Here is a 12,765-nt window from a genome sequence, read left to right on the forward strand (position 1 = left end):
ACGCGCAATGATCGGAGGCCATGGATGGACGTTCTCGCCAAACTCGATGGAGAAATGCCCACTGAAACCGGTGCCTGCCGCGAGACATCGGCATGGTTCCAGTCCATTCTCGCCATCGCGCTCGTACCGATCGTCGCCGTGCCGGTCATCCTGACGATGCTTGTCCTGCGTCTGGCGCAGGGAGCGCCGGTGTTCTTCAAGCAGTGGCGTATCGGATATCGAGGTCGTCGATTTCGAATTCTCAAATTGCGTACCATGCGCGACGAACGGGACGGCGATGGCGTCCTTTTGCCCGACGATATGCGTCAGACCTCGCTTACGCGTACGATACGACGTTTGCGGTTCGACGAGTTGGTTCAACTCGTCAACATCATCCGTGGCGAATTGGCGTTCATCGGACCACGTCCTCTCACCTCGCAGGTCCTCGCCACCTTCGGCACCCTGGCAAACGTACGATGCCGAGTTCGGCCGGGCGTCACCGGATGGGCACAGATCAACGGCAACACGCGGCTTACGGATTCCGAGAAGCTGGCTCTGGACGTCTGGTATGTCGACCATCGCTCGCTCGGGCTCGATCTTTTCATCGCTTTTGCGACCATCAGGACGATCCTGCGCGGCGAACACGTACACGACGAAAGGCTCGAACGTGCGAAGCGACATGTGAAGCATCGCTACGGCGAGCTGGCCTTGACCGGTGCGCCGACGGGCACGGGAGGCGACGCATGAGAGTTGCATTCGTCGGCACCGTGGAGGGATCGGCTCGCGCGCTTCACGCCCTCGTGGGCGCCGATCTGGCACCCGATCTCGTCATCACGCTTCCCTTGAGTTCGGCCTCCCGGCATTCGGACTTTTTCGACCTCGGGCCGATTGCGGATGCCGGCGGTTGCACGCTCCTGCGCGAAAACAACGTGAACGGATCTGCCGTACTGGATGCGCTGCGGGATCTGAGGGTCGACCTCGTGCTTGTCATCGGCTGGTCGCAGATATGTCACGAAGCGTTCCGTGCCATACCCCGCATCGGGACGATCGGCTTTCATCCGGCGCCGTTGCCGCGCATGCGGGGCCGCGCGGTCATACCCTGGACGATCCTTCTCGGTGAACGAACGACTGCCGCCTCGCTCTTCTGGATCGACGAAGGCGTCGATTCGGGCCCGATCCTGATGCAGTCGGAGATACCCGTCGCGCACGACGAGACCGCTGCGACGCTCTATCGAAAGCAGATCGACGCTCTGGCGCGAATGCTGCCCGATGCCGTGCGGAGCGTCGTCTCCGGCAGCGCTCCCCGTCGCGCGCAGGATCACAGCCATGCGACCTATTGTGCGCGTCGTACGCCGGCCGACAGTGCCATCGACTGGTGCCAACCGGCCGATTCCGTCCTTCGCCTCATACGCGCGGTCGGCATGCCGTACGAAGGTGCCTTCACCCATTCGGCCGGGCGCCGGCTGGTCATCCATGAGGCGCGGGCCTGCGAGACGTCGCATCGTTTCATCGGCTTGCCCGGACAGGTACAGGCGCTGACCGAAACCGGCTTCGTCGTTCGCTGCGGCGATGGCGAATGCGTCGACGTCACCGTTTGGCAGCACGAGGATCCAGGTGCCCGCCCCCGGCTGCACGCCAAGCTGGGAGAAGCGCTGTGATCGGATCGACGCAGGCCTTCGAGCGCACGCTCGTCGTCGCGCCCCACCCGGACGACGAGGTTCTGGGTGCCGGCGGGACCATGGCGGCCCTCACGCAAGCCGGTTGTTCGGTCTTCGTTGCCGTGGTGACCACCGGAAAGGCGCCGGACTTCGACATGCGCCAGGTCACTACGGTGCGCGAAGAATGCGCACGGGCCCATGAAAAGTTGGGCGTGCGGGAAACGCTCTGGCTCGATCAGCCGGCAGCCCGACTGTCCGAAGTCGCCCATGTCGAACTGAATGCAGCGCTTTCGGGCGTCGTCGACGCCGTCCGCCCGGGAGCGCTCGTCCTGCCATTCGTCGGCGACATTCACATGGACCACCAACTGACCTTTCTATCGGGCCTTGTGGCGGCACGACCGCACGGACCGAAGTTCCCTCCCCTCGTGCTTGCCTATGAAACGCTTTCGGAAACGAACTGGAACGCGCCGTATCTCAGCCCGTCCTTCCAGCCGAATTACTTCGTCGACATCTCTTCGACCATCGATCTCAAGCTCGATGCGATGGCGGCCTTTTCATCGCAGGTCCGCTCCTTTCCGCACGAGCGTTCGATCGAGGCCCTGGAGGCGTTGGCCGTCATGCGTGGTGTCACTGTCGGCTGCGCGGCTGCGGAAGCCTTTGTCCTGCTTCGTAATGTCATCAATTTCGAATTGGCATGAAAGGAGACGACCGATGACCATCTGGCCGCAATTCGACGACGAGCAGATCACGGACGTGGTCGCCGTACTCAAATCCGGCAAGGTCAATGCCTGGACGGGCTCGAATGTCGCGAAATTCGAGAAGGCTTACGCCGATCTCCTCGGCCGAAATCACGCCATTGCGCTGGCCAACGGAACGGTGGCGCTCGACGTGGCCCTTTACGCCATCGGTCTCAAACCCGGCGACGAGGTCGTCGTGACACCGAGAAGCTTCGTGGCTTCGGCGTCCTGCGTTCCGATGGCGGGCGGCGTGCCGGTCTTCGCCGATGTCGATCCGGTAAGCCAGTCGATTACGGCCGAAACGATCGCGGCGGTCGTCACGCCGCGTACGCGCGCCATCATCGTCGTTCATCTCGGCGGCTGGCCTGCCGACATGGAGCCGATCCTGGAGCTTGCCAGGCGTCATGGTCTGATGGTCATCGAGGACTGCGCGCAGGCCCACGGTGCGGAATATCACGGGCGACCGGTCGGAAGCTGGGGCGACATCGCCGTCTTCTCGTTCTGTCAGGACAAGATCATCACGACGGGCGGCGAAGGCGGGCTGGTGGTCATGGACGATGAAAACCTGTGGGACCGCGCATGGAGCCGCAAGGATCACGGAAAGTCGCATTCGACGGTTCATCGCGACGATCATGCGCCGGGCTTCCGGTGGCTGCACGAAACCTTCGGCTCGAACTACAGGATGATGGAGATACAGGCTGCGATCGGCTTGAAACAGCTCGAGCGGTTGTCTGCCTGGCATGATGCGCGTACGGCCAATGCGCATGTTCTCGCGACGGGCTTTTCCCGGCTTCCCGCGCTTCGCACTCCCCTGCCGCCACCCGACATTCGTCATGCATGGTATCGGTTCTACAGCTTCGTACGTCCCGAGCGACTGAAGCCGCAATGGACCCGCGATCGCATCATGGATGCCGTCAGTTCCGCAGGCGTCGCGTGCTACGTCGGAACGTGCCCCGAAATATACCGGGAAAAGGCCTTCTACGAAAACGGCCTTGCTCCGCCGCAGCGCCTGCCGAACGCGGCCGTATTGGGCACGACCGGCCTGGCGTTCCTCGTGGATCCCTGCCAGTCGCCGCTCGATATGAAACGGACTGTCGATGTCGTGACCGCCACGATGCGGCAGGCGACGCTCGGCGTCATACCATCCTTGAGACGGACCAAACGGTACAATCTGGACGTCGCACCGGCAATCGAATCGGGTGCTTTCGATGACAAAAATTACAATTCTCGTGTCCTCGGCCGGCCGTCGGGTAGCGCTCATTGAGTGCTTTCGCGAGTCCGCGCGTGCGGCCGGGCTCGAACTCGAAGTTCTCGCCTGTGATATCGAGCCCGCACTGAGCGCGGCATGCCAGGCGGCCGATCGTGCCCTGCCGGTGCCACGGTGCGACGATCCTCGGTTCATCGAGACGCTTCTCGAGATTGCGCAGCGGTTCGGCGTCGACCTGCTCGTCCCAACGATCGACCCCGAACTCATGCCGCTGTCGGTCGCGGCCGATCGTTTCGCCGCTATCGGCACGCAGGTGCATGTCAGCCCGCCTGCGACGATCGAGATCGTTCGAGACAAGCTTCGCACTGCGCAGGTACTTGGCGCGGCAAACGTTCCTGTACCGAGGACCGCCTCGCTCGAGGCGGCACGCGCAATGGCGTCCGATTTCGATTGGCCCGCTTTCGTGAAGCCCGCCGGCGGCAGCGCGAGCCGCGGAATCCGTATCGTCCAATCGCCGTCGCAGCTCCCCCACGGCACGGAAGAGCCGATGATCCTTCAGCAATTGCTGAAGGGACCGGAATACACCGTCAACATGTTCGTCGACCGGGACGGCGAGCTTCGAAGCGCGGTCGCGCACCAGCGCCTTCGAATTCGTGCAGGAGAAGTCGAAAAGGGGCGCACTAAACGCCACCCGGTCTTCCGCGAGCTCGCCGAAGGCATCCTTCGCGCAATGCCCCAGATGCGCGGTGTCCTGTGTTTCCAGGTGATCGACGACCCGCAAGCGGGTCCCATGGTTTTCGAGATCAATGCGCGCTTCGGCGGCGGCTATCCACTGGCTCATCGGGCAGGAGCCGAGTTCACGCGGTGGCTGCTCGAGGAAACGGCTGGCCTTCCATCCCGAATGCACGACGACTGGCTCTCCGACGTGCTCATGCTGCGCTACGACGCTGCTTTTTTCCCAACACAAACGGTCCAGCTATGAGCAGTGACCGCATGGTGATCGCCTTCGATCTGGACGACACGCTCTATCTCGAGCGCGACTTTGCCTTTTCCGGGTTCAAGGCCGGCGAAGCATTCCTTTTCCGGCGGCTCGGCGTAGGCGGCCTGGCAGCGCATTGCGAACATCTCTTCGATTGCGCGGATCGCTCGCGCATTTTCGACGTTGCCCTGGTGCGTCTCGGCCTGCCTGCCGATCCCGAGCTCGTCGCGGCGCTCGTGAATGTCTACCGCACCCACGCTCCGGCCATTTCCCTGGCCCCGGACGCACGACGGTTTTTCCAGAACAGGCATCCGCGGCTTCGCACCGCCTTGATCACGGATGGTCCCGCAACGACGCAGGCGGCGAAGATCGACCGGCTCGGCCTCGACGGGATAATCGACAGGATCATCCTGACCGATCTCCTCGGTCCCGGCCGGGAAAAGCCGCATCCGGCAGCCTATGCGCTCGTCGAAGAGTGGGCGGGACCGGGAGCCGGCCGTCTCGTTTACGTCGCGGACAATCCGCTCAAGGATTTCGTCACCGCGAAAGCGCGTGGATGGTGGACGATCGGCATCGAGCGGCGGGGACGCGTTCACATGGTCGAGCCTCCCGACACGGCGCACGCGCCGCATTCTTTCATCCAGGACCTCGACGACCTGAACCACGCGATCGGCGACCTTTCACGTCGCCACCGGTATGCGGCACGCGGTACCGCTCCCGCACCCGTTCGCACTCAACGTCCCGGCACTCATCAACGGCTCGAGAGCGTTCGCAAGGCGGATACGATCGAGAATCTCCTCCCGCCCATACGCCGGAACGGGTGAGAGATGGCCGTGCCGGCAATCCTGCACGACAGAATAAGACGGATCCTTCAGGGAAGAGGAGGAGCGGCTGGCGAACGGCTGGTCAACATCGGTCACCTGCTTACCGGCAATGTCTTCGGCTCGTTTCTCGGCATGCTCGCCTTCATGCTGACGGCGCGCGCGCTCGGGCCGCACGACTACGGCCGTCTCGCACTGACATTCAGCTATATCCGGGCCGTTCAACTGCTGATCGCCTTCCAGTCCTGGCAGCCGCTGATCAAGTACGGCGCCGAGTTGCACGGGCGAAGTCACGAACCCGACTATCGCGCGCTGATGAAATTCGGCCTGATGGTCGATATCGGAGCGGCGATGGCCGCATTTCTCGTCGCCGTCTGCGGCGCGTTTTTATTCGGCAGCATTCTCGGCATCAGCAAGGACATGCTGACCTGGGTGCTCATCTACGCCACGACCCTTGCCTTCCAGATCAACGGCATGCCGACGGCGGTGCTGCGGCTCGCCGGCCGGTTCCGGCTTACGGCATACGGTCCGCTGGCAGGCACGAGCTTCCGGGTCGTGCTGTGCCTGGTCGGACTGCTGACCGGCGCGGGGCCGCTTTATTTCGTCGTCCTGTGGACGATCACGCAGATCGGCGGTGCGGTATCCATCCTCGTGCTGGCACTCTTCGAACTGCACCGTCAGGGGGTCCGCCAGCTGATGTCCGCGCCGCTTGCAGGTGTCACCCGTAAATTCGAGGGACTGCTCGGCTTCACCATCGGGTCCAATCTGGAACTCAGCATACGGTCGAGCACCAACGAGTTCGATACCCTTCTCGTCGGCTTTCTTGCCGGGCCGTCACCCGCCGGTTTCTACCAGATAACGAAGCGCCTTGCGCGAATGGTCCTGCAGCTCGGCGCCCAGGTCCAGGCGGTTCTCTATCCCGACATCGCCAGGATCTGGGCCCGTGGCGAACTGAAGGAACTGCACCGGGCCGTCTTGCAGACCTTCGTCATGCTTGCCGGTTTCGGTGTGCTCGTCGTTGGCCTGACTGCAATCGGCATTCGTCCGATCATCATCCATACGGCAGGCACTTCGTTCGCGGCGGCTGCGCCGCTGGCCGTCGTTCAGATGATCGCGGCAGCCATCATGCTGTCGGGCGGTGTCCTGCGCTCCGCTCTGCTCGCCATGGGGCGACAGCCGACAGTCCTGCGGATCGTCATCGTGGCGACCATCATCTTTCAATTGGTCGCCGTATCGGCGATCCCGATCGTCGGCGCCATGGGAGCGAACCTGGCGCATATGGTAATGGCGCTCATCATGGTTTCCTGTCTCTGGTTCGTCTATCGGCGCATGATCCAGGCTGGAAAGCCCGGCGATCCCGACACGCAGACGCAGTCTACGGATGCGGCGATGACACCGTCGTAAGCTCCAGGGTCCATTGCGGACTTTCCCGACATGCAAATCGAGCGGCGACGGTCTTGATTGTCCCGATGGGGTTCGCTGGAAACGCCGCCGGGTGGAAGAAACATGACATATTCGCCGCGCGTCGTGTGCTTTCCCTTCGTCGGCGACGATATCGGCGGGAGCCATCTGTCGACGATCAAGCTGATCGAAGCGCTGGACAGGAAGCGCTACACGCCGCTTGTCGTGCTGCATACATCCGAAGGCCCCGTCGCATCCGTTCTCGCTGAACACGGCCTGCCATTCGTCGAAGCGCCGTTCCGTCCGCTGCCCTCGCGCCGGGGCGTGGGCAATCGAACCGTCAAGGCGTTGCGTAATCTCGTCGGTTTCACGCTTGCCGCCGCACGTCCCCTTGCACGTTTCCTGAAGGAGCGGGACGTCGATATCGTTCACACGAACGACGGACGCATTCATCTTGCCTGGGCGGTACCGGCAAAGCTCGCCCATGCGCACCACGTCTGGCATCACCGCGGCGATCCGAATGCGTGGGGCATAAATTATCTGGCACCGATTTTCGCCGACCGGATCGTCACCGTTTCGCGGTTTGCGACGCCACGGCGACCCCTTCTGCCCTTCGGCTGCGAAGTCGCAGTCGTTCACAGCCCCTTCGATCCCCCTTCGACGAATATGGAAAGGTCCGTCGCGAAAAATCCGATCCGGGAAGAACTCGGATGTTCGCCGGAAACGCGCCTTCTCGGTTATTTCGGCCTCCTGATCAGCCGAAAGCGGCCACTCGGTTTCGTGGAAGCGGTCGCGGCCTTTACACGGCGATACCCGGACGTGCCGGTCATCGGCCTTCTCTTCGGCGTTCCGGGAAACGAGGAGGCATGGCTCGGCCGGGCCGTCATGCAGCGGGCAACCGAACTGGGCATCGCCGATCGCATAAGGCTCATGGGGTTTCGTCAGCCGGTCGAGCCATGGATGGGCGCAGTCGATGTGCTTCTCGTGCCGGCGGTGCGCGAGCCCTTCGGCCGCACGCTGATCGAGGCGATGATGCTCGGAGTGCCCGTCGTTGCAACGAGGGACGGTGGCAATTGCGAAGCGATCGAAAACGAAAAGACGGGGTTTCTCGTTCCGGTCGATCGACCGGAAGCGTTTTGCGAACCGGTCCATCGCCTGCTTACCGACCCGGAGTGCCATCGACGGATTACGATGGCGGCGTATGAAGATACCAGGTCTCGATACGGCCTGAAGAAGCATGTCGAACAGATCGACCGGATCTACAGCCAGCTCGGTGGCCCCTTCGCCGAACCTCGGCCGCTGACGGTTTGCTGAATTCGCCGGAGACGTCGAACGATCGGCGGAAAAACCTGTCACGACCCGATTGTCGCACTGACATACGATGCCACGCATCGAAGCCCTGCCCTTTCGATCCAGACGATTGATCATCATGCTTGTCACTTTGAAGGAGTGCGAAGAGATCCTGCGCTGCCCGCGCAGCGGCGACCGTCTCGTATCTGCCGAGCGTGACGGATTGCGGACGGAGCATAGCGAGAGCGAAGAGGATGTCGTCTATCCCGTCGTTGCGGGAACTCCGATCCTCATCGATTTCTCGGACTCCGTTCTCGACCGTAAGGCGTTGCTCGAGCGCGCCGGAACGAGCGCCTTGCATCGCCCCCGTTACGGACGCGTTGCGGGGTTGATCAAACGGCTGCTGTCGCCGGCCAAGAAGACGACGCGGGAAAACGTCGAAGCGCTCATACGCGAGCTTTCATCGCTCCCCGGCAAGAGCCGGGTTCTGGTCGTGGGCGGGGGAAGCATCGGCCAGGGAATGGAACGGCTTTACCAAGATCCCGGTCTGGAAGTCGTCGGGTTCGATATCTACGGCTCGCCGAACGTGCAGTTCATCGCCGACGCTCATCATATCCCGTTGGCGAGCAATTCGTTCGACGCCGTCGTCGTCCAGGCCGTCCTCGAACACGTTCTCGTACCGGCTCGTGTCGTCGCCGAAATCTGGCGCGTCCTCAAGCCGGACGGGATCGTGTACGCGGAAACGCCCTTCATGCAGCAGGTTCACGAAGGCCCCTACGACTTCTCGCGTTTTACCGAAAGCGGCCATCGATATCTGTTCCGCAATTTCGAGGTCATCCGTTCCGGAGCGAGCGGCGGTCCGGGCCTGCAGTTCATGTGGGCCGCCGATTATCTCGCCCGCAGCCTCTTCCGCTCCCGCACGGCGGGAAAGCTCGCCAAGCTCGCGTTCTTCTGGACGCAATACCTCGATGCGGCCATTCCGGCGCGTTACGCGATTGACGGCGCGAGTGGTGTCTACTTCCTGGGGCGCAAGTCGCAGGTGCCGTTTCCACCCGCCGCGATGGCCTCGTACTACCAGGGCGCCCAGTAGCGTGGCTGGTCTCACCGCGTGCGAGGGTCCGCGTGATTTCTCACCCGGCGACATCGCATCGATGGTCGGCCCGCTCGCTTTCTACCGCTCATGCCTCGTTTCCAATGGAGGTCGTATCCGACAATGATCGATTTCGCAGATATCGATTTCCTGATCATCGGCGCGACGAAAAGCGCGACGACTTGGCTTCAGCGCTGCCTGCAGGCCGATCCCGCTATCGCCATGCCGGATCCCGAGCTGCATTATTTCAGTCGCGCCTTCGATCGTGGAGACCAATGGTATCTCGGGCAGTTTCCGGCCGAGGGCCGTGATCGGGTCACCGGCGAGAAATCGAACTCCTATCTCGAAAGCCCCAGCGCTGCGCTTCGCATCCACGCACGACTTCCCGACGTCAAGCTCGTCGCCCAGCTCAGAAACCCGATCGAGCGCGCCTATTCGGACTATTGCATGATGTATCGGCGCGGCGAGATCGGCCGGGACGTCGCCCGTTATCTCGATCCACGGAACGAAAGCCGGACCCGCCTGCTTTCGGCCGGCCTCTACTACCAGAACCTGAAGCCGTTCTACGATCGCTTCCCCATGGAAAACATCCTGGTCACCTTCTACGACTCCATCGGCGAAGAACCGCACCGTCACCTCGGCACGGTGCGCCGGTTTCTGGGCCTGCCTGCGCAGTTACCCGGCCAGACGCTGCAGCAAAAGCACAAGGACAAGACGATCCCGACGCTCGGCCCGCGGATGCGGCGGTTCTTCCGGCCCGTGAAGCCGCTCGTGGCACCCCTTCGCCAGACATCCGCTTTCCGCCAGCTCCACCGCACGCTCGCGAGCGAGATTCGATACAGCGCGATGACCGACGATATCCGGCGGCGCCTCGCCGACTACTATGCCGAGGATTTGGACCAGCTAAGCGCGCTTACCGGAACCGACGTGCCATCATCCTGGCTGCGTTCCTTTGCCGTCGATGCCCGATACGATCGAACGCCACCCGACCGCCCTTCGGTTTCGCCGGCTACCTGACCGCCAATTCGCGGGGCTTCAAACGCGCTGTCCGCAAAAATGTGGGTGCCGGCCGCCCGCCCGGCAAACGACGACTGAAATCAGACAGGAAAGATTAGGGGTTTAACTGACGCCCGCACGGGAGAAAACCGAGTTCGTCGAAGAAGGATGATTTCGTAAACGTTCCGCACCAAATAAAAATCAGGGAGATCGTTGTGATATATTATCATACTCCTGAACACGGGAACGTTCGCGGGAGAAAAAGACTTGTTCCGATCGAAAAAATTTGGCCCTTTTTCCTTCTCCGGAGCGAAATCGCACGCAGTGCGACAAGGGTAATCAAATCCAACGTAAAATCCGCCGTATCGGGCGTGCGCGTTTATGCGCTCGATCTGCTTCTTGCGCTCGTGGCGGTCAATTTCTCCCTCGTATTGACCCTTGGTCCGAAATTCGTATCGACATCGGGTCGTGAATTTTCTCATATCGCCTTCATGACGATCGTCTTCGTCGTCCTGTGCGCAGTGTTGTTCCCGCTACTCGGCCTTTATCGAATCAACTGGAAGTACGCGTCGATCCCGGCCTACGTCGTCCTCATCAGCGGCGTTGTCGTCGCCTCGCTTCTGTTTGCCGTTCTGATCTTCGTCGACGATCGTCTCGATTTCGTCCCCCGCTCCGTCATCGTCATTCAGGTCATGGTGCTTTCGGCCATGTTGTGCGGCTTTCGCCTGAATTTCCGTCATGAAGAATTGCTGAAAGGGGCACCCTACTTCAGGAAAAGGCTGATCGCTGCCGGCGAAACCATACCCGTTCTTCTCGTGGGAGCGGGTCGCGAGGCCGACCTGTACCTGCGGGCGCTGAACCGCGATCCGAACTCGAACTACCGACCGCTCGGCATTCTGGACGACAGACCCGAGGAGATGGGCAGGATCCTGCACGGTGTTCCCGTCATCGGTGCGACGCGGGACTTCGAAGACCGCGTCGGTGAACTGGAACTGCTGGGAAACAAGCCGCGCCATATCATTTTCTCGAAGCCGCTTTCCGAGATCGGGAAATGCGATGCGGACCTCTTGATCCAGAACGCGGAAAGATTGGGGCTCGCCGTGTCTCGTCTTGCCCCGGCAACGTTGCTTCGCCAGTCCGTCACCAGTGGCGATTTCGATCTTCGCCCGATCGAACTCACGGATCTTCTCGAGCGGCCGCAAGCATCCCTGGACGTCGCAGCCCTCGAACGGTTCATTCGTGAGCGACGCGTTCTGGTGACCGGTGCGGGCGGTTCGATCGGCAGCGAACTGACAAAGCAGGTCGCCGCCCTCAATCCGACGGAAATCGTCCTGATCGATCATTCCGAATTCAATCTCTACACCGTCGATCTCGACCTGAAAGAGCAATTTCCCGAGCTCAAGCGTACCTGTTATCTTTGCGACGTGCGCGACGCCGCTCGGCTGAACGAGATATTCGAACGCCACCACCCCGAACTCGTCTTCCATGCCGCGGCGCTCAAGCATGTACCGATGGTGGAATTGAACCCCTGCGAGGGTTTATTGACCAATGTGTGCGGGACCATGAACGTCGCGGAAGCCGCACGTCGCTGGAACGCGCTCGGCATGGTCCAGGTCTCCACGGACAAGGCGGTCAATTCCAGAAGCGTGATGGGAGCAACGAAACGCCTCGCCGAACTCTACTGCCAGGCGATGGATCTCGATTGCGAAAGCGGGAGATCACGAACCCGTTTCATGACGGTGCGGTTCGGCAACGTGCTGGGATCGAGCGGATCGCTTATTCCCCTCTTCAAGCGACAGCTCGCCAAGGGCGGACCGCTGACGGTCACGCATCCAGAGATGACGCGCTACTTCATGACGATCCGGGAGGCGGTTCAGCTGACGTTGCAGGCTTCCTCCTACGGGCTCGAGAAAGAGCTCGGAAAGGGACAGATCTTCGTTCTCGACATGGGAGAACCGATCAAGATCGTCGATATCGCCAGACGCATGATTCGACTTTCCGGCGTGCCGGATCGCGACATAGCGATCGATATCGTCGGCTGCAGGCCGGGCGAGAAACTGTACGAGGAGTTGTTCGACGCGGACGAGCAGCGCGTTTCCCCACCCGTTCCCGGTGTTCTGGGCGCAGTCCCGAAGGCCGTACCGTTGTCGGTGATCTACGAGAACTTCGCGCACCTGAAGGATCTCGCCCTCGCCGGCAAGCCTTCGCAACTCGTCGATGCGATGCGCGAACTCGTGCCGGGGTTCTGTCCCGAGGTCGAAAGCGCTGCGACCGCGCATGCCTTCGCCACGGTTCGTCGTGATGCGGATGACATCGAAGCAGCGCTCGATCCATACCTGATTCCGACCCCCGCCGGACCGCCTTTACCGATTGGTCCGAATTGATCTTCAGAACGCGATCGTTCCCAACGAACGCCGAAAGCGCCCTAGCTTTCGTTGACGGAGCTTCGGCTATGGTCGCGGGAACCCACTGACGCATGTGTCGAGCGGATATCGGCACCGCAACGATCGCACGACGTGCCGACCACCGTATCGTGGGCGGCATCGTCCAGATCGTCCCCGCAACGGTCTGCGATCGAGAACACTGCGCACAATCTGGACGGCAGCA

At 61.8% G+C, this 12,765-nt stretch carries 11 protein-coding genes; all 11 read left to right on the forward strand.

Annotated elements, in window-relative coordinates; translation table 11 throughout:
• Window positions 1-24 precede the first annotated feature (24 nt).
• Window positions 25-726: a sugar transferase gene (locus FJU11_RS08530; RefSeq protein ID WP_235890925.1), complete on the forward strand. Its 702-nt coding sequence runs from the start codon at window positions 25-27 to the stop codon at window positions 724-726.
• Window positions 723-1,637 carry a methionyl-tRNA formyltransferase gene (locus tag FJU11_RS08535; protein ID WP_141166616.1) on the forward strand — a complete coding sequence of 305 codons (915 nt, stop codon included), beginning with the start codon at window positions 723-725 and terminating at the stop codon, window positions 1,635-1,637. Before FJU11_RS08530 ends, FJU11_RS08535 begins: the two co-directional genes overlap by 4 nt.
• The gene (locus FJU11_RS08540; RefSeq protein WP_407946684.1) at window positions 1,634-2,335 is read left to right on the forward strand and encodes a PIG-L deacetylase family protein; all 702 of its coding nucleotides are present in this window, start codon (window positions 1,634-1,636) and stop codon (window positions 2,333-2,335) included. The genes FJU11_RS08535 and FJU11_RS08540 overlap by 4 nt, the downstream gene beginning before the upstream one ends.
• Window positions 2,336-2,348: 13 nt before the next feature.
• Window positions 2,349-3,638 carry a DegT/DnrJ/EryC1/StrS family aminotransferase gene (locus tag FJU11_RS08545; RefSeq protein WP_141166618.1) on the forward strand — a complete coding sequence of 430 codons (1,290 nt, stop codon included), beginning with the start codon at window positions 2,349-2,351 and terminating at the stop codon, window positions 3,636-3,638.
• Complete coding sequence (locus FJU11_RS08550) at window positions 3,583-4,563, forward strand: ATP-grasp domain-containing protein (RefSeq protein WP_141166619.1); 981 nt, start codon at window positions 3,583-3,585, stop codon at window positions 4,561-4,563. Before FJU11_RS08545 ends, FJU11_RS08550 begins: the two co-directional genes overlap by 56 nt.
• Window positions 4,560-5,384 carry an HAD family hydrolase gene (locus FJU11_RS08555; protein ID WP_141166620.1) on the forward strand — a complete coding sequence of 275 codons (825 nt, stop codon included), beginning with the start codon at window positions 4,560-4,562 and terminating at the stop codon, window positions 5,382-5,384. Before FJU11_RS08550 ends, FJU11_RS08555 begins: the two co-directional genes overlap by 4 nt.
• Window positions 5,385-5,387: 3 nt before the next feature.
• The gene (locus tag FJU11_RS08560) at window positions 5,388-6,785 is read left to right on the forward strand and encodes a lipopolysaccharide biosynthesis protein (protein WP_141166621.1); all 1,398 of its coding nucleotides are present in this window, start codon (window positions 5,388-5,390) and stop codon (window positions 6,783-6,785) included.
• A 102-nt stretch (window positions 6,786-6,887) separates the two neighbouring features.
• Window positions 6,888-8,096, forward strand: a complete 1,209-nt coding sequence (locus tag FJU11_RS08565) for a glycosyltransferase family 4 protein (protein ID WP_141166622.1) — start codon at window positions 6,888-6,890, stop codon at window positions 8,094-8,096.
• A gap of 115 nt (window positions 8,097-8,211) precedes the next feature.
• Complete coding sequence (locus FJU11_RS08570; protein ID WP_141166623.1) at window positions 8,212-9,162, forward strand: class I SAM-dependent methyltransferase; 951 nt, start codon at window positions 8,212-8,214, stop codon at window positions 9,160-9,162.
• 123 nt (window positions 9,163-9,285) lie between these two features.
• Entirely contained in the window at window positions 9,286-10,179 is an 894-nt protein-coding gene (locus tag FJU11_RS08575) for a sulfotransferase family protein (protein ID WP_328591722.1), read from the forward strand.
• A 350-nt stretch (window positions 10,180-10,529) separates the two neighbouring features.
• Complete coding sequence (locus tag FJU11_RS08580) at window positions 10,530-12,542, forward strand: polysaccharide biosynthesis protein (RefSeq protein ID WP_235890927.1); 2,013 nt, start codon at window positions 10,530-10,532, stop codon at window positions 12,540-12,542.
• The last annotated feature ends 223 nt before the right edge of the window (window positions 12,543-12,765 follow it).

It is taken from the genome of Pararhizobium mangrovi (assembly GCF_006516965.1).
GTDB lineage: Bacteria > Pseudomonadota > Alphaproteobacteria > Rhizobiales > Rhizobiaceae > Pararhizobium_B > Pararhizobium_B mangrovi.

Coding starts and splice junctions, on each gene's coding strand:
- FJU11_RS08530 (WP_235890925.1), top strand. CDS start 25: ATGGACGTTCTCGCCAAACTCGATGGAGAAATGCCCACTGAAACCGGT.
- FJU11_RS08535 (WP_141166616.1), top strand. CDS start 723: ATGAGAGTTGCATTCGTCGGCACCGTGGAGGGATCGGCTCGCGCGCTT.
- FJU11_RS08545 (WP_141166618.1), top strand. CDS start 2,349: ATGACCATCTGGCCGCAATTCGACGACGAGCAGATCACGGACGTGGTC.
- FJU11_RS08550 (WP_141166619.1), top strand. CDS start 3,583: ATGACAAAAATTACAATTCTCGTGTCCTCGGCCGGCCGTCGGGTAGCG.
- FJU11_RS08555 (WP_141166620.1), top strand. CDS start 4,560: ATGAGCAGTGACCGCATGGTGATCGCCTTCGATCTGGACGACACGCTC.
- FJU11_RS08560 (WP_141166621.1), top strand. CDS start 5,388: ATGGCCGTGCCGGCAATCCTGCACGACAGAATAAGACGGATCCTTCAG.
- FJU11_RS08565 (WP_141166622.1), top strand. CDS start 6,888: ATGACATATTCGCCGCGCGTCGTGTGCTTTCCCTTCGTCGGCGACGAT.
- FJU11_RS08570 (WP_141166623.1), top strand. CDS start 8,212: ATGCTTGTCACTTTGAAGGAGTGCGAAGAGATCCTGCGCTGCCCGCGC.
- FJU11_RS08575 (WP_328591722.1), top strand. CDS start 9,286: ATGATCGATTTCGCAGATATCGATTTCCTGATCATCGGCGCGACGAAA.